We start from the raw sequence: 22,475 nt of genomic DNA, 5'->3' as shown, positions 1-22,475 counted from the left end.
GAGGAGGGGGTCAGCCTTTGGACGGCAGATCGCGCACGACACGGAAACCGATCCAGTCGCCACGGGTTTGCGGGTAGATGTTGTTGCGGTTGCCGGAACGCGAGAACACCGGCGCTTCGCCCCAGTCATTGCCGCGAATCTGCAGGGCTTCGCAGTTGGCTTCGACCCACGCGCTGCCGTCGGTGGGGGCGCCCACGTAATCGCTGTGTTCGCAGTCGGCGATCCACTCGTAGACGTTGCCGTGCATGTCGTACAGGCCGAAGGCGTTCGGCGGGTAGCTGCCGGCCGGGGAGGTGTAGCTGTAGCCGTCGGTTGGCCCGTAAGTATTGGCATGGGTGGCGATGCTGTACTCGGTGCCTTCATCGAACGGGAACGGGAACGGCCCCGTTGAACCGGCACGGGCGGCGTATTCGCGCTGGGCCTCGCTGACGATGTGGTAGTGCTGGCCGGTCTTGAGCGACAGCCACGCGACATACGCGCGGACCTCGGCAAAGTTCATGCACACCGCCGGCTGACGCGGGCTCTGTGGATAACGTGGCTTGCTGTTGATGCACTCGCGGCCGGGCCGGGTGTCGCCGTCGGGAAGGGTGATCCCGGTTTCCTTCATGTACTGGTCCCATTCACCGGCGGTGATCTGGTATCGGCTCATGGCGAACGGTTTGGCGAACGTCAGTTCGTGCATCGGGCCTTCATCGGGCTCCCGACCGACTTCACCTTCCGGCGTGCCCATGGTGAAGGTGCCGGCAGGCAACACGACCATTTCCGGACAGTTGCGGCAATCCTTGAACACCCTGCCCGGCAGCGGCGCGGTGGAGGCCTGGGAAGCGACGGGCAACAACGCCAGCAGTGCCAATACTGCGTAAACATAAACCTGTGGCGAGGGAGCTCGCTCCCGTTTGGGCGCGAAGCGACCCCCGCTCTTCGCCTGAAGAACAGGGTCTGCTGCGCAGCCCAGCGGGAGCAAGCTCCCTCGCCACAGGTTCAGCAATGCCCAGGACTGAACAGCAATGAATCGGTGCAGGAGGTTTTTCATGAGCATTCTCGCTAAAGGGAATCGGTGTGTCAGAGCTTGCTGGCCAACAGCGTCATGACGCGATCGATATGCGCCTCGGTGTTGAGCAGGCCCGGGGACAGGCGAATGATCGGGCCGACGTCGCGGTCGACGGCATCGCAGACCACGCGCTGATCCATCAGGAAATTGGCGACTTCTTCGCAGTCGCGGTTCTTGATCCGGAAGAAGGTGAAACCGGCGGAATACTCGGACGACAGCGGCGTGACGAGCTCCACTGACGAATGCTCCTGCAAGCGCTTTTTCAGGTAGCTGTTGATCTCGTGAATGCGCGCCTGAACCTCGGCCTTGCCCAGGTCCAGATGCAACTTGAACGCTTCGGTCAGCGCCCAGCGGTGTTCAAACGAGTGATAGCCGCCGTAAGTCATTACGGTCGAAAACGTGGTCGCTTCGGAGAACGTCGGGATGGTCGGCGTGACATCTTTCATCTCGTCCGAGCGGGCGCAGATGATCCCGGTGCCCCGTGGGCCGAACATCCATTTGTGGGTGCCGGCGATGAAATAGTCGCAATGCATGTCCGGGAAATCGAGGTTTTCCACACCGAAACCGTGGACGCCATCGACCACATACAGGATGCGATCCTTTTCCTCACGGTCGCGGTTTTTCTCGGCGACCAGTTTGCCGATCTCGCCGATCGGCAATTTCACACCGCTGCCGGAGTGCACCCAGGTCATGCCGAGCACGCGAGTCTCGGGGCGAATGTTGCGGGCAATCGAAGCCAGTATTTCATCGGTCGAAACCTTGTACGGGTCTTCGAACAATTTGATTTTGCGAACCTGGGTGCCGTCCTTTTGCGTGCGGTATTCAAACACGCTGTTGGCGGCGTAATGCTCATGTTCGCTGGTGAGGATTTCCTGATCCGGACGCACATGGATGCCGGCGTAAATCATTGCCAGGCCTTCGGTGGTGCTGCCGGTCAGGGCGATCTGCGAGGGCTTGGCTTTCAGGTAACGGCCGGCCCACACGCGGACTTCTTCTTCCCGGCGTTCGGTTTCGCCGCGATGCCAGTCCATGGCCAGACCGGGGTTGCGATCGAGGTTGGCGCGATGCATCTCGATGGCCTCGCGCACCGGCCGTGGGTGCGAGGTCACCAGAAAATTGGCGAAGTGCAGGTAGTCGGGATCCTGGTTGAACAGCTGGCGAAACTGCGTCCATTTGTCTTTGGGCAGCGGCGCCGGCATGGCGGCCAGCGCAGGCAGGCTGACCGCGGAACTCAGGGGAATACTGGCTGCGACAATGCCGGCCTGCTTGAGGAATGTACGACGGTTGGTCATGAATTCGGTTCGCTTGGCAAAGGTGAATGTCAGTTTTGGACGACGGGTCTGGAGGACTTTTGCACTTGATCCCAGACGCGCAGGAAGTTGCCGCCCCAGAGCTTGGCAATGTCGGTCTCGCTGTAGCCGCGACTGATCAGCTCGGCGGTCACGTTGCGCGCCTCGCTGACGTCTTTCCAGCCGTTCAGGCCGCCACCGTCGTTGAAGTCGGAACTGATGCCGACGTGGTCGATGCCGATTTTTTTCACCGCATAGTCGATGGCGTCGCCGTAATCCTTGAGGGTGGCTTTGGGTTCTTCATCGATGATGCCGTAGAGCTGAGTGGCGTATTCGCCGAAGCGCTGTTCCGACCACACGGTGATCACCGGGTCGCCCGGCATCAGCGCCATCTCCAGGCCTTGCAGCGGTTGCAAGTCGAAACGCGCGCGCAGGGCGTTGAGTTTGTCTTGCGTGCCCTGGCTCAGCGGCTTGATGTAGGTCGGGAAACCGACGATCTGCACCACGCCGCCACTGTGCTTGATTAGCTGCATTTCGCTGTCGCTGAGGTTGCGCGGGATGTCCACCAGCGCGCGTGGCGCCGAGTGCGAGGCGACCATCGGGGCGCGGCTCAATTGGCTGACTTGCTCAAGCGCATTGGTCGACATTTGCGACACGTCGATGATCACGCCGAGGTCGTTCAGGCGATGCACTGCTTGTTTGCCCAGCTCCGACAGGCCGCCCAGCGCATCACGGGAATCATTGAAAAACGGCAGCGGACGGGACGAGTCGGCCCAGGCATTGTTGCCCACGTAACTGAAACCAAACATGCGCATCCCGCGCGCGGCCCACTTATCCAGTGCGTTGACGTCGTTACCCAGCGGGTAGGCGTTGAGCATGCTGATGAACACGGCGAACTTGCCCTCGCCGTGCAGGCGCCGGAAATCGTCCGGGGTGTAGGCGATGGCGACTTGATTGGGGAAGTCGCGCACCAGGGTGCTGATGATTTTGTAGCGGGTTTCCTGCTCGTGACGGGCTTCGTCGATGAATCCGGCGGTCGGACGGTGTGGGGCGTTGTCGCCGTTCCAGATTTCGGGCCAGCCGAAAATGGTCAGCGCCGCGCCAGACAGGCGACCGCGTGCTGCCTTGACCAGGTCGAACTGGCCGCTGCCGTCCTTGTCGGCCTCGTTTTCGGCGGTGCCGAAATCCATCGGCACGGTGATGTGGCTGTCGAACGAGAGGATGCGCTCTTGCAGTTCATCGGCCTGTTTCATCACCGCGATCGGGTAGCCGGGGTTGTCGTTGAGCCAGTAATTCCAGGCCGCAAACCCTGCCGCGCCGGCGATGGCCAGCGCCAGGGGCAGGCCAATGAAAAGAGCCTTTTTCGAACGAGGTTTTGTCATTGCCATCTCAGTCAGGTTCGCCGTCGAGGGTGCAGGCGCGGGGGCCTTTGCTATCTGGGGAGAACGAGTGGCCGAGTGGGAAATTTAGGGGGGCTGAGGGCCTCTTCGCGAGCAAGCCCGCTCCCACATTTGATTTGCGTACACCTCGGTCCACTGTGGGGGCGGGCTTGCTCGCGAAGCTTTTAAATTTGTGAAGGCAACAAACGTTCTAGCTTGGATAAAGCCTGCTCCATGGCTGACACAGGTAGGGCAATGACGATTTCTCGACGATGGTTCCTGGCGGGGCTGGCACTGACCGGCGCTGCCCTGCCTGCGGCGTATTACGGGCATCGCGAACTGACTAAACCGGACCCGACCATTACTCCCGGCGAAGCGTCATTCGACGTCGCGGATGTGGCCGGGCAGCGTTTGGCCAACACCTTGCAGGGCGTCTGGTACATACGTTTCGAGGGCCGTGACGCGGGGCTCGACGGCTTGCCTCGCGAGGGCCTGCAACTGCTGCTCGACGTCGGTCACAAGGGTCGTGGGCTCAACGGTTTTCTGGATACGTTCGATGCACTGCGCGGCGGACCGACGCCACGCTATCGCGTCCTCGGCGATCTGGCGGGCACGAACAGCACCGAGCTGAGCTGGCGTTTGATCGATTCCCGATCCCCGACCGGGACGCCGGATTATGAATTCACCTTCAAACTGGACGAAGTCTGGGCCGCATTCGGCAATGCCGGCAGCGGCACCTTGAGTGGTCGCGTGCTGCGTCTGGATCGTCCGCCGGCCTTGACCGCCCAGGACAACCGTTTCGTCGCGGTCAAACAAGTGTTCCCTGAAGCGCGCGAACGCACGGGCCTGGCCCCGGCGTTGCTGACGTGGCTGATTTCCCCCGAGCACCGCCTGTTCCATCAGCTCTGGCACGCTTCGCGAGACAAATGGCACACCTTGTCCGAAGACAAGCGTGACGCCTTGCGCGGTATTGGCTGGCAGCCAGGGCTTCGGGACAAGGAGCGCGATGCGCGCGGGCCGCGCAAGGACCGCAATGGCTCGGGCATCGACTTTTTCTTCATGCACCGGCACATGCTCGGCACCGCGCGCTCCTTGCAAGACTTGCCGTCCTGGCAGCAATTTCCGTTACCTCAGCCGGAGCTGGTGCGCGATCGTCAGGGCTTTGCGCGTTACTTCGACAACCACGATGGAACCGCGCTGCCGCCGGCCTGGCGCGCCGATGACGATGACGAATACTCGCAGTGGGTCGCCGATCTCAAGACCGCCGAGACCTACCACAGCAATTTTCAGGTCTGGGAATCGCGATACCGTGATCCGCGTTATTTGGCGAAATTGACCTTGGGGCAGTTCGGTTCCGAGGTCGAACTCGGGCTGCATGACTGGCTGCACATGCGCTGGGCGTCAGTGCCCCGCGACCCGTCCAATGGACAGCCCGTGCCGTTTGCCCGCGACACGGCGGACTTTTCCGCTCGCTGGTTCGCGGCGGAAAACGACTTCCTCGGTGACCCGTTCTCATCCCATGTGAACCCGGTGTTCTGGCATTTCCACGGCTGGATCGACGACCGTCTCGAAGACTGGTTCCGCGCGCACGAGCGCTTTCATCAGGGGGAAGTGAGTCGGCTGGAAGTCAAAGGCGTGCCGTGGTTCGCACCCGGTCGCTGGGTCGAGATCGACGACCCGTGGCTCGGCCCGAGCACCCACGGCTGCAACACCACGCCGGGGTTGCAGGCGGGCAAGTCGGTGGAAATGGACCCGGAAACCATGAAGCTGGCGCTGCGGATTACCTTTGGCGAAGACGAGAAGAAACTGGCGGACCTGTTCCGCAAGGTTCCGCAACGGCCGTGGTATGCGCGGAATCTGAAGGCTAAACCGATTGCCAGTTAACCAGGCATACCGCGTTATCGTTCTTCGCCGGCAAGCCGGTCTCGCTCCCACATTGGATCTATGGCGAACCCATTGTGTGTAAACACCCCAGATCAACTGTGGGAGCGGGCTTGCTCGCGAAGGCGGTCTGCCAGTCGATGGAAAGTTGAATGTGACGGCCTCTTCGCGAGCAAGCCCGCTCCCACATTGGATCTATGGCGAACACATTGTGTGTGAACACCGGAGATCAACTGTGGGAGCGGGCTTGCTCGCGAAGGCGGCCTGCCAGTCGATGGAAAGTTGAATGTGACGGCCTCTTCGCGAGCAAGCCCGCTCCCACATTGGATCTATGGCGAACCCATTGTGTGTAAACACCCCAGATCAACTGTGGGAGCGGGCTTGCTCGCGATGGCGATTCTGAAATCGCTGCAAATCACAACACCTGCCACCCACCCCCAAGCGCCTTGTACAGCGCAATGCTCGCCTGCAACCTCGCCAACCGCAACTGCACATTCAGATCCTGTGCGGCATACAGCGTGCGTTGCGTCTCCAGCACCGTCAGCAAATCCTCGGCTCCGGCCTGATAGCGGCTTTGCGCAATATCGAAAGCCGTTTGCGCCTGGCTCAGCTCTTCACTTTGCCATTCGCGCTGGGCATCCAGTCCACGAATACCCGTCAGGGCTTTTTCCACGTCGGCAAAGCCGTTGATGATCGCGCCACGGTAGGTTTCCAGCAGCTCTTCCTGACGCGCCGTGGCTTTGTCGCGTTCAGCACTTAGTCGTCCGTTGTTGAAGATCGGCGCGACCAATCCGGCGGTGAGGTTATAGAACGGGCTGCGCAGCACGTCGTTGAACGTGTCGGCGCCAGAACCGATCTGGGCGCTCAATGTCACGGTGGGCAGCATTTTCGCCCTGGCCACGGTCACGTCGGCCCGGGCGGCCGCCAACTGCGCTTCCGCGCGAGCAATGTCCGGGCGCCGGTTGAGCAAGTCGCTGGGCACGCCCGCACCGATGACCGGCCAACTGAGCTGATCGAAGCGCTGATCGTCGAGCTTCAAACTTTGAACGGGACGGCCGAGGAGGGCGGCGAGGGTGATCCGCGCTTCTTCGGCCTGTTGCTGCACCAGTGGCAACTGTCGTTGTTGCGCGGCCACCAGGCTCTTTTGCTGCGCCAGTTCCAGGGCGGTGGCCGAGCCTGCGTCGAAGCGGGTTTGCACCAGGTTCAAAACCTTTTGCGCGTTCGCCAGATTGAGCTGCGCGATACGGTGCTGCTCCTGCAACGACAGGGCTTGCGCATAGGTGCTGGCAACTGCGCTGAGCAACGTCAACTCAACCGTGTCGCGATCGAACTCACTGGCCCGCAGGCCGAATTGCGCACTGTCGCGGGAGGCACGCTGGCCGCCCCAGAAATCGATTTCATAACTGGCGCTGAGGCTGGCGTCGAAGTAATCCACCGCTTTGTCGCTGCTGTCGGCGTCCAGTTGGCTGTAGCCGTTGCCGCGCATCAGCTTCTGGCGATTGGCGTTCACTGCTCCCTTCACTTCCGGCAGCGCCGAACCGCCAGCAATCACGGTCGTCGCCCTGGCCTGACGAACTCGCGCCAGTGCCGCCGCCAGGTCATAGCTGCCGACGCGCGCCTGTTCAATCAGTTGATCGAGCTGCGGGCTGCCAAAGTGCGTCCACCACTGGGCGTTGCTCAACAAGGCGTTATCACTGTGCGCCGACTGCCAGGTGGGCGGCGGCTGCAGGCCACTGTCCGGACGCGGGTCGGGACTGGCGCACGCACTGAGTAACACGCAGAGGGTCAACAGGCTGAGTGGCGCTTTCATAGATCGATCATTCACTGGTAAGGGCCGTGACCGGGTCGAGCCGGGCAGCTTTGCGAGCGGGCATGAAGCCGAAGACAACACCGGTGACCAGGGCGCAGCCGAAGGCGCCGAGTACCGCTATCAAAGAGAACGCGACCGCGACTTCGCTGAGAATCAGCACGCCGCCGACGATCAGCGCCAGGGCAATGCCCGCAAGACCTCCCACCACCGAAAGCATCACCGCTTCGGTGAGGAACTGCCGCAGGATGTCGCGCTGGCGGGCGCCGGTGGCCATGCGGATGCCGATTTCGCGGGTGCGTTCGCGCACGGTCATGAGCATGATGTTCATCACGCCAATCCCGCCCACCAACAGCGAAATCGCGGCGATCGAACCGAGCATCAGCGACAGGGTATTTTGCGTGCGTGCTTCGGCCTGGATCATCGCCGCGTTGTTGGTCAGTTCGAAATCCTTTTTGCCGTCGTGCAAGCGCAACATCAACTGCTCGATGGCGGTTTCCGTCTCTTTGACCTTGCGCGCATCAGCCGCCGCAATCGCCACGTATTCGGGGTTGTGGGTGCCGAACAGCCGCACACTCGCAGCGGAATAGGGGATGGCGATGCGGTCGTCGCTGTCGGTGTCGCCGGAGCTGGCGCCTTTTTCCGCGAGCACGCCGACCACCTGGAACGGCACGTTTTCGATCAGGATGTACTGGCCGATCGGGTTGGCCACGTCCTTGAGCAACTTGGTCCGTACCTTGTGGCCGATCACCGCGACAGCCGCTGCGTTGCGTTCATCTTCCTGGGTGAAATAGCTGCCTTCGACCACCGGCCAATTGAAGATTGCCGGGAAGTTGGTGTCGTTGCCGCCGACGTAGCTCAAGTGGTCGAGGTTGCCAAAGCGCACCCCGGCTTCCTGGCCGTTGACCGGCATGATGCGCGTCACCTGCGGCAGGCTGCCCACCGCCGCGACGTCATCGAGGGTGATGATGCCCAGCGGTGTTCGCGGGTTAGGGGCCGAGCCGCTGAGGTAGATGATGTTCGAGCCGAACGCGCCCATTTGCGCCATCACCTGACGCTTGCTGCCTTCACCAACGGCCAGCATCACCACCACCGACGCGACGCCGATGATGATCCCGAGCAGCGTCAGCGCGGTGCGAAACTTGTTGATCCACATCACCCGCCACGCGGCATGCACCGCATCCACCAGTTCACCTTTCCAGGCACCGGTGGCTTCGGCGCCTTCGCTCAAGCGCTTGCGCAGATCCACGGCTTGCAGCGCGCCGGGGTTGGCCGAGGTTTGCACGTCGGGGTTGTCGTGGGCGCTGTCGCTGATGATCAGCCCGTCGCGGATTTCGATGATGCGTTTGGCTCGGGCCGCGACTTCGCGGTCGTGGGTGATGAGGATCACCACGTGACCCTGGCTCGCCAGTTCATCCAGCAGCGTCATGACCTCGGCGCCACTGTGGCTGTCGAGGGCGCCGGTGGGTTCGTCGGCGAGGATGATGTGGCCGCCGTTCATCAAGGCGCGGGCGATGGACACCCGTTGTTGTTGGCCGCCGGAGAGTTGGTGCGGGCGGTTGCCGGTGCGTGATGCCAGGCCGAGGCGGTCGAGCAGGGCGGCGGCGCGGGCGTGGCGTTCGGCGGCCGGCAAGCCTGCGTAGATCGCCGGCATCTCGACGTTTTCCTGGGCCGAACCGGACGGGATCAGGTGATAGCCCTGGAACACAAAACCGAAGGCTTCGCGGCGCAGCCAGGCCAGTTCATCGCTGTCGAGTGCGGCGACGTTTTCCCCGGCGAAGCGGTATTCGCCGGAGGTCGGGCGATCGAGGCAGCCGAGGATGTTCATCAGCGTCGACTTGCCGGAACCGGACGCGCCAACAATCGCTACGAACTCCCCAGCATGGATCGACAGGTCGATGCCGCGCAACACGTGAACGTGCGGTGAATCGCCGCCGCCGTAGGCTTTGCGGATGTCCTGCAGGTCGATCAGGGGCGTCAGCATTCAGCCGCCACTCCCGTCGACCGGGCCGATCAACAGGTGATCGCCTTCCTGCAAGCCGTCGAGGATCTGCACTCGCAGGCGATCGCTGATGCCGGTGCGCACCTCGCGTTGCTCGATGCGGCCGTTTTTGGCGACGACCTGAGCGCTCTGGATGTTCGGTTGCGTGCCGCCTTGCAACGCGGCGATGGGGGCGGTGAGCACGTCTTTCGCCTGGTCGGAAACGAAGAACACCTGGGTGGTCATTTCCGCCATCAGCGCGTTGTCGGCGTTGTCGACATCGAGCAGCACGGTGTACAGCACCACGCGAGCGCTGCCGCTTTTGCTCGAACTCGCCGGGCTGCCGCCGCCCTGGCTGGTCTGATCCAAAGGCTTGGGCGGCACCGGCAGGATTTGCCGCACGGTACTGCTCCAGCGACGCTTGCCGCCGCTGAGGGTGGTGAACCACGCCGTCATGCCGGGTTTGACGTGGCCGATGTCGGCTTCCGACACTTCGGCCCAGACGGTCATCGGCGACAACTTGGCGATACGCAAAATCAGCGGCGTTTGCTGCTGCGCATTCAGGGTCTGGCCGACCCGGGCATCGAGTGCAACCACGGTGCCGGACATCGGTGCGTAAATGCGCGTGTAGCCAAGCTCGGCCTGATCACTGCGCAGGCTGGCCTGGGCCTGGCGGATCTGCGCCTGGAACATGTCGATGCGCGCCTGGGTGGCGCGCCGTTCAGCCTGGGCGGTTTGCACGTCTTCTTCGCGCGTGGCACCGCCGGCCTTGAGGTGCTGCTGGCGCTGGAACTTTTGCCGGGCCAGTTCGTGTTGCGCCCGTTGTTCCTCGAGTTGTGCCTTGAGGTTTTCGATGGAGAAACGCCCGGCGTCGAGTTTGGCCTGTTGCGTGGACGGATCGATTTCCACCAGCAACTGGCCTTCCTTGATCACGTCACCGACTTCCACGTGAATCTTCTGGATCTGCCCGGACGCCTGCGCACCAACGTCCACGTAGCGTCGAGGCTGCAGGGTGCCGAGGGCCGTGACGCTGCTTTCGATGTCGCCGCGGCTGACTTGCACAGTGGCGAATTTGTCTCGGCCGGGCGGGATGACCTGCCAGGCCGCCACGGCGATAACGGGGATCAGACACAGTGCTACAAGCAGGGCGCGTCGGGTGTGTCGGGGACGTTTCATGCAGGGTTCCGGCCAATGGAAATCGGCCCGTCGTTCAACCTGCGCACGAAATCCGGCAACAGTTGAACGCTGTCGGGAAGCCGACAGAGACGGGGGGCTGTCCTTTATACGAGCAAAGCGGCGGGGAATTTAGGCGCGGACACAATCAAACTGTGGGAGCGGGCTTGCTCGCGAAAGCGGATTGTCAGACGACATCGATGTTGAATGCAATGGCCTCTTCGCGAGCAAACCCGCTCCCACAGTAATCGGCGATGAACTCAATTCTTGTGAAAACGCAGAGTGAATACCAGTCATAGAATCTCCCACAAGTTCGCGACTATTTCTCGGGCAAGACGAAGCAACGCTTTAAATCTATATGAGAATTACTATAAATTACGCTCCTCAAACTGCCACTATCGTGCCGCTGCCCATTTCGGCGGTCGTCGACGTGGCTCAAGGATAGAAACCGCACCCGTGCGGCCGGGAGTCATGGTTGGAAAACTACTATCGCGAGCTGGTGTGTTTCCTCAACGCCAAGCTGGGCAACCGTCAGGTGGCAGAAGATGTGGTGCATGACGCTTATCTGCGGGTTCTGGAACGTTCCAGCGACACGCCGATCGAGCAGCCCCGGGCTTTTCTGTATCGCACCGCGCTCAATCTGGTGATCGATGACCATCGGCGCAATGCCTTGCGTCAGGTCGAGTCGCTGGAAGTGCTCGACAACGAAGAGCGCTACTTCACCCCGTCTCCTCACAATTGCCTCGATCACGGCCAGCGTCTGGAGATGCTCCAGCGTGCGTTGGCGGAATTGCCACGGCTGTGCCGCGAGAGTTTCCTGCTGCGCAAGATCGATGGTTTGTCGCACCCGGAAATCGCCGAACGCCTGGGAATTTCCCGGGCGCTGGTCGAGAAGCACATCGTCAACGCGATGAAGCATTGCCGCGTACGGATGCGTCAGTGGGACGCCCATTGATCCTCTCTGTCTCGTAAAAAACAGTATTAAATTTTATTTCATTGTCCTCGTTCCCTATCAACAGACGACCTGCTGGCAAGGTCACTTAGGCTTACTCCCCACTGTTGAGGGGTTCATCCAGAGGACACTGGAAATGACACAGGCAATTGCATCGCCCATCGTTCACGACCTGATCGGCGTCGGTTTCGGCCCTTCGAACCTGGCGCTGGCCATCACTCTGCAAGAGCGCGCACCGAGCCAGGGCGAACTGGATGTACTGTTTCTCGACAAGCAGGCGGACTATCGCTGGCACGGCAACACCCTGGTGACCCAGAGCGAATTGCAGATTTCCTTCCTCAAGGACCTGGTGACCCTGCGCAATCCGACCAGCCCGTATTCCTTCGTCAACTACCTCAAGCGCCACGGTCGTCTGGTGGACTTCATCAACCTGGGCACCTTCTATCCATGCCGCATGGAGTACAACGACTACCTGTGCTGGGTCGCCGGGCAATTTGCCGAACAGAGCCGTTACGGCGAAGAAGTGCTGACCATCGAGCCGGTGCTGCACAACCAGCAGGTCGAAGCGCTGCGCGTGATCTCCCGCGATACCCAGGGCCAGCAACACCTGCGCACCACTCGTTCGGTGGTGGTGAGTGCCGGTGGCACGCCGCGCATTCCCGAAGCGTTCAAGGCGCTGAAGGATGACGGTCGGGTGTTCCACCACTCGCAGTACCTGGCACAGATGGCCAAGCAGCCGTGCGTGAACAATCAGCCGATGAGCATCGCGATCATCGGCGGCGGGCAGAGCGCGGCGGAAGCCTTCATCGATTTGAACGACAGCTTCCCGTCGGTGCAAGTGGACATGATCCTGCGCGGCTCTGCACTGAAGCCAGCGGATGACAGCCCGTTCGTCAACGAAGTGTTCTCGCCGGAGTTCACCGACCTGGTGTTCCAGCAGGCGAGCAGCGAGCGCGAGAGGCTGGTCAACGAGTACCACAACACCAACTATTCGGTGGTGGATATCGACCTGATCGAACGCATCTACGGGATCTTCTATCGTCAGAAAGTCTCGGGCATTGCTCGTCATGCCTTCCGCACTTTGACCACCATCGAAAAAGCCACAGCCACCGAGCGCGGCATCGAATTGGCGGTGCGTAACAACGCGACCGGCGAAGTCACGGTTCGTCATTACGACGCGGTGGTTTTGGCCACCGGGTATGAGCGTCAGATGCACCGCAAACTGCTTGCGCCACTGGAGCAGTACCTGGGTGATTTCGAGGTGGATCGCAATTACAAGCTGATCACCGACGAGCGCTGCAAGGCCGGCATCTACATGCAGGGCTTCTGCCAGGCGAGCCACGGCTTGAGCGACACCTTGCTGTCGATCCTGCCGATTCGCGCGGATGAGATTGCCGGGTCGTTGTATGAGCATGGCAAAAACCGGGGGCATGGTCGGTCGGTGGTGGATCTGCTGCTAGCGACAGCCAGCTAAATTTTGCGGCGGTCTTGAGGCCCTCTTCGCGAGCAAGCCCGCTCCCACAATGGAACTGTGTACGCAGGACCAAATGTGGGAGCGGGCTTGCTCGCGAAGGGGCCCTCAAAACCACCACACCTGTTGAATCCTGAACCCTTCCTGAAGAACCCCGCAATTCCCCAACGACTGGCCAATGCATCGTTTACTCTCCAGAAATCGGGGCGTAAGCTTCGCGCGTTTTCATCAATAGCGGAGACCCACAGTGGGTACTTGTTCGAGTGACAGTAGTCGGCCGGTTTCGATAACCGGCAACTTCCCGGCAAGATAACGCGCCACTTTTTGTGCCGTTGTCTCGCCCGATAGCGAGCAGCGGCATCCCGATCGCGGCCAGTCCTGGTCCGTGTCCCGACGTCCTCTCATCGACGCTGAACCGTGCGTGATGTTCGACGTGTTGTCGTCATCGCGGCGCACCGACACGCCTGCTCGAAGGTTTCCCGGCTGACCCTGGGGGAACTGCCATGAACCTGACCCTGCTTAAAGAATTCTTCGCCGGATTCCTGCGCACCCGCCACATCGCCCGACACTTCCGGCGCCTGGCGCTGCTGGAAAACTTCACCGACACCACGGTCAGCCGCGAGGTGCCGCCGACCCTGGCGCAAACCCTGGTGAGCGCCGCCAACAGCGACACCGGCCAACTGCTGGAGAATCTCAATAGCCACACCGACGGCCTGAGCGAAGCCGAAGTCGATGCACTGCGCGTTCAATTCGGCCTCAACGAAGTCGAGCACGAGCAACCGCTGCCATGGTGGATTCACCTGTGGCACTGCTACAAGAATCCGTTCAACTTGCTGCTGACATTGCTCGCGGTCATCTCCTGGCTGACCGAGGACATGAAAGCGGCCATCGTGATTTTCTCGATGGTGGTGCTCTCGACCTTGCTGCGCTTCTGGCAGGAAACCAAATCCAACCAGGCCGCCGACGCGCTCAAGGCGATGGTCAGCAACACGGCCACGGTGATGCGTCGGGATGCCCTGCGCACCGAAGTGCCGATCAAACTGCTGGTGCCGGGCGATCTGATCGTGCTCTCGGCCGGCGACATGATTCCCGCCGATTGCCGCGTGCTCAACGCCAAGGACCTGTTCGTCAGTCAGGCGGCCATGACCGGCGAATCCATGCCGGTGGAAAAATTCCGCCATCAGCAGAACAACGACACCCGCAACCCGCTGGACCTCGACAACATTCTGTTCATGGGCACCAACGTCGTTTCCGGCACCGCGATTGCGGTGATTCTGACCACGGGCAACAGCACCTATTTCGGCGCGCTGGCCCAGCGGGTCGGTGCTACCGATCGCGCGCCGACGTCGTTTCAGACCGGGGTCAACAAAGTCAGTTGGCTGCTGATCCGCTTCATGTTCGTCATGGCGCCGCTGGTGCTGTTCATCAACGGCTTCACCAAGGGTGACTGGACCGAAGCGCTGTTGTTCGCGCTGTCGATTGCCGTGGGCCTGACCCCGGAAATGCTGCCGATGATCGTCACCTCGACACTGGCCAAGGGCGCGGTGTTTCTGTCGCGCAAAAAAGTCATCGTCAAACGCCTAGATGCGATCCAGAACTTCGGCGCCATGGATGTGTTGTGCACTGACAAAACCGGCACTCTGACCCAGGACAAAATTTTTCTGGCGCGCAACGTCGATGTCTGGGGCAACGACTCCGATGACGTGCTGGAAATGGCCTACCTCAACAGCTACTACCAGACCGGCCTGAAAAACCTGCTGGACGTGGCGGTGCTCGAACACGTCGAGGTCCACCGTGAATTGAAGGTCGGTACGGCGTTTCGCAAGGTCGACGAGATTCCGTTCGACTTCACCCGCCGACGCATGTCGGTGGTGGTCGCCGAGCGCGATCACTCGCACCTGCTGATCTGCAAAGGCGCGGTGGAAGAGGTGTTGGCGGTGTGCACGCGGGTGCGTCACGGCGTGGTCGATGAAGCGCTGACCGATGACCTGCTGGCGCGGATTCGCCAGGTTGCCGCTGCATTCAACGCCGAAGGACTGCGCGTGGTGGCGGTCGCCGCGCGGCCAATGATCGAGGGGCGCGACACTTACAGCCTGGCGGATGAGCAGGCACTGACGCTGATCGGTTACGTGGCGTTTCTCGACCCCCCGAAGGAAAGCAGCGCGCCGGCCTTGATGGCATTGGCCGCTCATGGCGTGGCGGTAAAAGTGCTGACCGGCGACAACGAACTGGTGACCGCGAAAATCTGCCGGGAAGTCGGTCTGGAGCAGCAAGGCCTGCTGATGGGCAACGACATCGAGCGCATGACGGACGCCGAACTGGCCGTGGCCGTGGAGACCACCAACGTCTTCGCCAAACTGACGCCGATGCACAAGGAACGTATCGTTCGTCTGCTCAAAGGCAACGGCCATGTGGTCGGTTTCATGGGTGACGGCATCAATGACGCCCCGGCCCTGCGCACCGCCGACATCGGTATTTCGGTGGACAGCGCCGTGGACATCGCCAAGGAAGCGGCGGACATCATCCTGCTGGAGAAAAGTCTGATGGTGCTGGAGGAGGGCGTGCTGGAAGGGCGCCGCACCTTCGCCAACATGCTCAAGTACATCAAAATGACCGCGAGTTCGAACTTCGGCAATGTGTTCTCGGTGTTGGTGGCCTGCGCGTTCATCCCGTTCCTGCCGATGCTGCCGATGCACCTGCTGGTGCAGAACCTGCTCTACGACATCTCGCAGATCGCCATCCCGTTCGATAACGTCGATGAAGAAATGCTCAAGCAACCCCAGCGCTGGCAACCGGCGGATGTCGGACGCTTCATGCTGTTTTTCGGCCCGATCAGTTCGATCTTCGACATCAGCACATTTGCGTTGATGTGGTACGTGTTCGACGCCAATACCCCGGATCACCAGACCCTGTTCCAGTCCGGCTGGTTCGTGGTCGGGCTGCTGACCCAGACGCTGATCGTGCACATGATCCGCACACCGAAGATCCCGTTCCTGCAAAGCCGTGCGGCCCTGCCGCTGATGGTGATGACCGCAATCATCATGGCCGTGGGCATCTTCCTGCCGATGGGGCCTTTGGCGCACTACTTCAAATTACAGGCGCTGCCGTCGCTGTACTTCGTGTTCCTGCCGGTGATCCTGCTGGCGTATATGGCACTGACCCAGGCGGTGAAGGGGTTCTATATCCGCCGTTTTGGCTGGCAGTAATGCTGCCAGATGTAGGAGTGAGCCTGCTCGCGATAGCGGTAGATCAGTCAATTTAATGTTGGATGTGCCGCCGTCATCGCGAGCAGGCTCACTCCTACAGGGATCGTGTGTTTTTCAAAGGATTCATCATGCAAGCACTCAACAACATCAACCTGACCTCGGAGTAGCGTTGATTCCCCCGCTGATGATGGACTAGATGCCTCGGTTTTTAGGAATAGTCCTACAGAAAGCTCGGCGGCTCTTCCGTAGCCTTGCGGCCTCACGAATCTGTAACCCTTCTGGGGGCCCCGGTTGCCGAACAAAGCACTACGTATCCTGATTGCCGACGAGCAGCATTTTCAGCGGATGAGAATCGAGCGCCTGTTCAACCGGCTCGATTACTACCGCGTGGCGCCGGTGCAAGACCTTGCGGAGTTGCTGACGCTGGTCGAGTACGGGAGCGAGCCTTTTGATCTGGTGGTCATCAATGCCTCGCTGGCGGGTGCAGAGCTGGACCTGCCCGGGTTCTTCCTCGATAACCCACAGGTTCACCACGCATTGATCTATGACGGCGAGCAGGTGAAGTTGCCGTCGATCCCTGCCTGCGGGCAGCAGAAGGTTCAGGTGAGCCACGCCACGCTGCCAGGTCTGGCATGCATTCAGCGGTTGATGGCAACTGTTGATCTTCGATTACCGTTCGTCGGCACTGTCATTTCTGTCAGGTAGTCGGGCGCGGATTTCCATGCAAGAGTCCTCGCGCAGCCCTACGTATTATCCGGGCCTGGCCCACGGATATTGATTGCTCAATTGTCGTGTCTTTGCACAGGAGTTGCCATGAAGCCAGCGAGATCAGCGGTGGTTGCGGACGACCATCCGGTGGTTCGCGCAGCTGTCAAAATCCTGCTTAAACAAGAAGGGTTTCAACCGATTTACGAGGTGTCCAGCGGCAATGAGGTCTTTCCAACGATCCGTGAGCATCAACCTGATCTGGTAGTGCTGGATCTGATGATGCCCCGTCTCGGCGGATTGGAAGTACTGGCTCGCATCCAGGCCAGTGATGAGCGATGCCGAGTACTGGTTTTCACCGGCCAAGACCCCCGGTTTTATCAAGACCGCTGCATGCGTGCCGGCGCCAGTGCGTATGTTTCCAAGGCCAACGATTTGAAGCATTTGCACGAGGCAGTGCTTGCGGTGATAGCCGGTTACACCTATTTCGCCGATCTGCCGTCGAGTTCGGTGGCGATGAGCACAATGCAACGCAGCGAGAAGGAGATGATCGACAAGCTCTCCGACCGCGAACTGACAATCTTGCTGTACCTGGCCAAGGGATTGGGCAACAAGGAAATCGCCGAACTCATGAACCTGAGCCCCAAGACCACCAGCACCTACAGGACCCGCCTGGTAGAAAAACTCAACGTTGAATCCAATGTACACCTGAGTGATTTCGCCAAACGCAATCATCTAATCTGAATGAAGACCTTCCGACGTTTGCGTTACCCGCTACTCCTCGCGCTGCTGGGCTGTCTATGGATATCCAGCGCCTACGCACAACCGCAAACACTGAAACTGCTGGGACGCTCCAGCGTCGACGGCTACGACGTCAAACTGTCGGATGCCGATTCGCGGTTGCTGCGGCAAAAGGGCCAGTTGAAGCTGGCCGTCTCGTGGCCGGATTATCCGCCCTTCGACATCACCTCCACCGGCACGGACTACGAGGGGTTGACGGCTGACATTGCCGGGCTACTCATGCAGCTATTGCACGTGGAGATCGTCGTTCAACGCTATGCGACGCGGGGCGATGCGGTGCGGGCGATCAAGGAAGGCAAGGCTGATTTGCTGGGAACAGCCAATCGTTATGAGGCGGAGGATCCACAGTTGCGGATGTCCGGCGCCTATGCGGACGATCAACCCGTGGTGCTGACCCGCACGGATTCGACTGCGCCGCTTGACCCCGATCTGGCCAATAAACGGCTGGCGATGCTGTATCACTATTTGCCCGAGCAGCAAGTGCGGGCGTTTTACCCCAAGGCGAATGTCGAGCTGTATCCCTCGACGCTTGAGGCGGTGGGGGCCGTAGCGTTCCGTCAGGCGGACGCAGTTCTGAGCGATGCGATCAGCGCCAATTACCTGATCAGCAAAAACTACCTCAACAATGTTCAACTGGCCGATTTTTCGCTTCTGGAGTCCGGGCGTTTCGCGTTCGCGATGAGCAGCGACAACCAGCAGCTGCAACGCATCGTCAACCGGGCGCTGGCGGCGATCCCGACCAATGAACGGATGAACATCCTGCGCCGATGGGGCGGTAGCGGGGCATCCATCCCGGGCACTCAAGCCCTGCACTTCAACGTAGTCGAACAACGCTGGCTCGACGATCATCCGCGCGTGCGAGTGGCGATCAACGAAAACCTCATGCCGATTTCATTCATCGACAGTGAGGGCAAGTACCGGGGTATCAGCATTGATGTGCTGGCGAAAATCAGCTTGCGCACAGGCTTGAAGTTCGACATCCAACCGACCCGGTCAGTGGCTGAAATGCTGGAATGGATCAGGACCGGGCAGGTCGATCTGGTCGCCGGCATAAGCCCCAGCATCGAACGTGAAACCGAATTGCTTTTCACCCGACCGTTTTTGACCAGTCCTAATGTGCTGGTGACGCGTATCGCCTCAGACAGTCCCCGAACACTGGATGAAATGGCCGGCAAAAAACTGGCCGTCACCCAGGGCAACGGTGCCGGCGAGTTCATTCGTCAGCACTTTCCGCAGATTGAACTGGTGAATGCGCCATTGACGGCGCAAGCGATGGCAATGGTTGCGCAAGGCAAAGCTGACGGCGGCATCAACTCACTGATCGGTGCCAGGGTCATGATTTCCCGTCAATATCGGGACCAGCTGCAAGTGACCAGCACTGTCGGCACCGCCCCGGCCCGCAGCACCCTGGCAACCGGTCGCGAAGCGGTGGTGCTGCATTCGATTCTGGACAAGGCGCTGCTCAGCATTCCACCCGAAGAAATCGATGAAATGACGGGCCGCTGGCGCAATGACCTGATGGTCGAGCCAAGTTTCTGGCTGGGGCACCGCCAGGACATTCTCCAGGCCTTTGCTGTCGCCGGTGCCTTGTTGTTGCTGGCGCTGGCCTGGATCGCCTGGCAGCGTCGGCAGATTCGTCTGCGTCAGCAATTGCTCAGTCAATTGCAGGACGCCAAGGATGCCGCGGACGATGCCAACCGTGCGAAAACCACGTTTCTGGCAACCATGAGCCACGAAATCCGCACGCCGATGAATGCGATGCTCGGTATGCTCGAACTGGCGAAGAAGGGAGCGGATGAAGGCGTTACTGACCGTCCTGCCATCGATGTGGCGTTCAATGCCGGGCAACAATTGCTGGCGTTGATTGGCGACATTCTGGACATCGCGCGTATTGAATCAGGGCATTTGTCCCTGACACCGGAACGGTCCAATCTGCACTCGCTGGTCGAATCGGTGTGCCGGGTGTTTGAGGGGTTGGCGCGGCAGAAGGGCCTGGAATGGCACGTCACTCTGGACGTTCGCAGCAAATGCGACGTGTTGGTCGACGCCACGCGTCTCAAGCAGGTGCTGTCCAATTTGCTGAGCAACGCGATCAAGTTTACCCGTGAAGGCGAAGTGAGCCTGACACTGCGGGTCGAACATGGGTTGGCGGGGCATTTGGTGGTCAGCGTGCGCATTGCAGACACCGGCATCGGCATCAGCGCATTCGATCAGCAGCGCCTGTTCAGCTCGTTCGTTCAGGCCGGTAACAACCCGGATTCAGGCCGGCAAGGTTCCGGGCTGGGGTTGGTGATCAGCCGAACCTTGTGCGAAATGATGGGCGGCCGGTTGCACCTTGAAAGCACGCTTGGAGGTGGTACGCGGATCGATGTCTGCCTTGAACTGCCCGTGTTGCATCCGCTGGCCTCCTGCGATGTGCCCGAAGACGAAGGGCTGCCGCAGACGCGTCCGCTGACGATTCTGGTGGTCGATGATTACCCGGCCAACCGTCTGTTGATGTCCCGGCAGTTGGGCTATCTGGGTCACAGCGTGATGGTCGCCGAGGACGGGCGGCAAGGACTCGAGAGGTGGCGCGAATTTCAATTCGATGTGGTCATGACCGATTGCAACATGCCGGTGTGCAACGGTTATGAATTGACGGGTGCGATACGCGATGAAGAGCGTGCGCAGGGATTGCCGCCGACACTGATTCTGGGGTTGACCGCCAACGCACAGCCCGACGAGAAGGCCCGTTGCCTGGAGGCGGGCATGGACGATTGTCTGTTCAAACCGATCGGGCTGGCGGAGTTGATAGCCTGGCTGGCCTCAAGGTTCGCGGGTGAAGCGGTGCCAGTTATCGAAGCACTTGAAGTCCCCGAGATCGACTTGAGCGGTCTGCAGCAATACGTCGGCGACGACCATGAATTGATCACGCAATTGTTGCGCGACGTGGTCGTGACCAATCGCACGGATCGCGATGAACTGCTCGAGGCGCATGCGAGCGGCGAGCAGCAGGTGCTTCGCACACTCGCGCACCGTATCAAGGGCGGGGCTTTGATGGTTCGCGCGGTCAGCCTGATCGAGTGTTGCGAGGCACTGGAGCGTGCCTGCGGTGATGGCCAGGCTGCGCAGATCGACGCCGCTGTCGATCAGTTGCAGCAGGCCATGACGCGGCTGGACAAAAGCCTGGCGCAGGGCTGAGGTTCAATCCCAGTTCGGCGCGATGCCTTTGGGGCTGGTCAGGCGCTGGCCGCGCTCAAGACCGGCGATCAGCGCCATGTCAGCGTCGCTCAGGGTCAGGGCGCAGGCTTTGAGATTGCTTTGCAGATTGGCGCGTCTGGTGGACGAAGGAATCACCGCGTAACCCGATTGCATGGCCCAGGCGAGTGTCACTTGCGCAGGCGTTGCTTGCAGGCGTTCGGCGATCTGCTGGATGACCGGGTCTTTCAGCACTTCGCCGTACGCCAGGGTCATGTAGGAAGTGATCTGGATGCCCTGGCTCTGCGCGAAATCGACGACCTTGCGGTTTTGCAGGTACGGATGCAGTTCGATCTGGTTGGTAGCGATGTGCTCGGCACCGATGGCGGCAATCGCCTGTTTCATCAAATCGACGGTGAAGTTGGAAACGCCGATCCGGCGGGTCAGGCCAAGGTTTTTGGCTTCGAGCAGGGCGCCCATGAATGCCTCGACCGGCACCTGATCTTCCGGGGACGGCCAGTGGATCAGGGTCAGGTCCAGGTAGTCGGTCCGGAGTTTTTTCAGGCTTTCCTTGAGGCTGTCGATCAAGCGGTCTTTGGCGAAGTTGGCGACCCAGATCTTGCTGGTGATGAACAGCTCGTCACGGGTAATGCCACTGGCCGCGATGGCCTCGCCGACTTCGGCTTCGTTCTCGTAGATTTGCGCGGTATCGATGACCCGATAGCCCAGCTCCAGGCCAGTGCTGACCGAATCGATGACCACCTGGCCTTGCAAGCGAAACGTACCAAGACCGAATGCGGGAATAGACATCAATGACTCCAGGGTTTGCAGTGGGAATGGGCACGAGTATCCGCGCCCGCATCCTTGAGAAAAACCGCTGGTGGGGCAAAGCAATGTTTACCGCAAGTCATGAATCGGAAGGCATTCTGGGGGATTGATGGTGTCTGGTCTGGCCTCTTCGCGAGCAAGCCCGCTCCCACATTGGCTCCCCTGTGGGAGCGGGCTTGCCCGCGAAGGCCGCGACTCGGTCTGAGGACTTACCCCCGAGCCTCAAGAATCATGCAAGTCGTCGACCCCGTCGCATACAACCGCCCATCCACATCATAAATCCGCCCCTCGGCCAGCGCCGTCGTGCGTCCCAGATGGACAATTTTGCCCTCGGCCCGTACCGGCCCACTGGCGCCGGTCAACGCGCGAACATAGCTGATACGCAGATCCAGCGTCGTATACCCCTGGCCCTTTTTCAGTTGCGTATGAATGGCGCAACCCATGCACGAATCCAGCAAGGTGGCCGCATAGCCGCCATGCACGCTGCCCAGCGGGTTGTAATGCCGCGAATCCGGCGTGCCCTGAAAGATGAACAGCCCGGCCGACCATTCGATGGGGATGAAATCCATCAGCGTGCCAATGGGCGGCGAGGGCAGTTCACCGTTGCCGATGCCGTTGAAGAATTCGCTGGGCGACAGCGCGCTGACCTCGGCCATCGACAGACTGCCGGGGCCAGCCAGACGTGCGCGCATGGCGTCTTCCTGTGCAATCCATCGGGCGAGGGTGGCTTCTCGGTTGGGGCTTTGCATGATCATGTCCTCGGACGGGCGCGGA

15 protein-coding genes are annotated in these 22,475 nt (G+C 60.7%); 7 read left to right on the top strand and 8 right to left on the bottom strand.

Annotation, left to right across the window (positions count from 1 at the left end):
• Positions 1–10 precede the first annotated feature (10 nt).
• The 3 genes from pvdO to pvdM are packed head-to-tail and all read right to left on the bottom strand — an operon-like array spanning position 11 to position 3,722.
• Positions 11–1,033: a dihydropyoverdine dehydrogenase gene (gene pvdO, locus ACA073_RS17870; protein WP_497398245.1), complete on the bottom strand. Its 1,023-nt coding sequence runs from the start codon at positions 1,031–1,033 to the stop codon at positions 11–13.
• Positions 1,034–1,062: 29 nt separating this feature from the next.
• On the bottom strand, positions 1,063–2,343 hold the full coding sequence (pvdN, locus tag ACA073_RS17865; protein ID WP_497398243.1) for a pyoverdine-tailoring periplasmic protein PvdN: 1,281 nt from the start codon (positions 2,341–2,343) through the stop codon (positions 1,063–1,065).
• Positions 2,344–2,372: 29 nt separating this feature from the next.
• The gene (pvdM, locus tag ACA073_RS17860; protein ID WP_497398241.1) at positions 2,373–3,722 is read right to left on the bottom strand and encodes a pyoverdine-tailoring dipeptidase-like protein PvdM; all 1,350 of its coding nucleotides are present in this window, start codon (positions 3,720–3,722) and stop codon (positions 2,373–2,375) included.
• A 252-nt stretch (positions 3,723–3,974) separates the two neighbouring features.
• Between pvdM and pvdP the strand changes: the two genes are divergently transcribed.
• On the top strand, positions 3,975–5,603 hold the full coding sequence (gene pvdP / locus ACA073_RS17855) for a pyoverdine maturation tyrosinase PvdP (RefSeq protein ID WP_497398239.1): 1,629 nt from the start codon (positions 3,975–3,977) through the stop codon (positions 5,601–5,603).
• A 412-nt stretch (positions 5,604–6,015) separates the two neighbouring features.
• Here the strand turns inward: pvdP and ACA073_RS17850 are convergent, their stop codons facing one another.
• Genes ACA073_RS17850 through ACA073_RS17840 form a run of 3 tightly spaced genes read right to left on the bottom strand, consistent with a single transcriptional unit; the run spans position 6,016 to position 10,564 of the window.
• Positions 6,016–7,410, bottom strand: a complete 1,395-nt coding sequence (locus tag ACA073_RS17850; protein ID WP_497398237.1) for an efflux transporter outer membrane subunit — start codon at positions 7,408–7,410, stop codon at positions 6,016–6,018.
• A 7-nt stretch (positions 7,411–7,417) separates the two neighbouring features.
• Complete coding sequence (locus ACA073_RS17845; protein ID WP_497398235.1) at positions 7,418–9,391, bottom strand: MacB family efflux pump subunit; 1,974 nt, start codon at positions 9,389–9,391, stop codon at positions 7,418–7,420.
• Entirely contained in the window at positions 9,392–10,564 is a 1,173-nt protein-coding gene (locus tag ACA073_RS17840; RefSeq protein WP_497398233.1) for an efflux RND transporter periplasmic adaptor subunit, read from the bottom strand.
• A gap of 472 nt (positions 10,565–11,036) precedes the next feature.
• Between ACA073_RS17840 and ACA073_RS17835 the strand changes: the two genes are divergently transcribed.
• From ACA073_RS17835 to ACA073_RS17810, 6 genes are all read left to right on the top strand, one after another.
• A complete protein-coding gene (locus ACA073_RS17835; RefSeq protein ID WP_461953911.1) occupies positions 11,037–11,516 on the top strand; it encodes a sigma-70 family RNA polymerase sigma factor in 480 nt (159 codons plus the stop codon).
• A gap of 133 nt (positions 11,517–11,649) precedes the next feature.
• Positions 11,650–12,987 carry a lysine N(6)-hydroxylase/L-ornithine N(5)-oxygenase family protein gene (locus ACA073_RS17830; RefSeq protein ID WP_497398231.1) on the top strand — a complete coding sequence of 446 codons (1,338 nt, stop codon included), beginning with the start codon at positions 11,650–11,652 and terminating at the stop codon, positions 12,985–12,987.
• Between the two features lie 500 nt (positions 12,988–13,487).
• Positions 13,488–16,190: a magnesium-translocating P-type ATPase gene (mgtA, locus tag ACA073_RS17825; protein ID WP_497398229.1), complete on the top strand. Its 2,703-nt coding sequence runs from the start codon at positions 13,488–13,490 to the stop codon at positions 16,188–16,190.
• A gap of 291 nt (positions 16,191–16,481) precedes the next feature.
• On the top strand, positions 16,482–16,895 hold the full coding sequence (locus ACA073_RS17820; RefSeq protein ID WP_497398227.1) for a response regulator: 414 nt from the start codon (positions 16,482–16,484) through the stop codon (positions 16,893–16,895).
• A gap of 108 nt (positions 16,896–17,003) precedes the next feature.
• The gene (locus ACA073_RS17815; protein WP_497398225.1) at positions 17,004–17,639 is read left to right on the top strand and encodes a response regulator; all 636 of its coding nucleotides are present in this window, start codon (positions 17,004–17,006) and stop codon (positions 17,637–17,639) included.
• Entirely contained in the window at positions 17,640–20,876 is a 3,237-nt protein-coding gene (locus tag ACA073_RS17810) for a transporter substrate-binding domain-containing protein (protein ID WP_497398223.1), read from the top strand.
• 3 nt (positions 20,877–20,879) lie between these two features.
• Here the strand turns inward: ACA073_RS17810 and dkgB are convergent, their stop codons facing one another.
• Both dkgB and ACA073_RS17800 read right to left on the bottom strand, forming a co-directional pair.
• On the bottom strand, positions 20,880–21,683 hold the full coding sequence (dkgB, locus tag ACA073_RS17805) for a 2,5-didehydrogluconate reductase DkgB (protein WP_497398221.1): 804 nt from the start codon (positions 21,681–21,683) through the stop codon (positions 20,880–20,882).
• Positions 21,684–21,910: 227 nt separating this feature from the next.
• Positions 21,911–22,450, bottom strand: coding sequence for a PaaI family thioesterase (locus tag ACA073_RS17800; RefSeq protein WP_497398219.1), 540 nt, complete (start codon positions 22,448–22,450; stop codon positions 21,911–21,913).
• Between the last annotated feature and the right edge of the window lie 25 nt (positions 22,451–22,475).

It is taken from the genome of Pseudomonas sp. LBUM1670 (assembly GCF_059695695.1).
The sequence above is the reverse complement of the archived record's forward strand: the minus strand, read 5'-3'. Positions and strand labels throughout refer to the sequence as shown.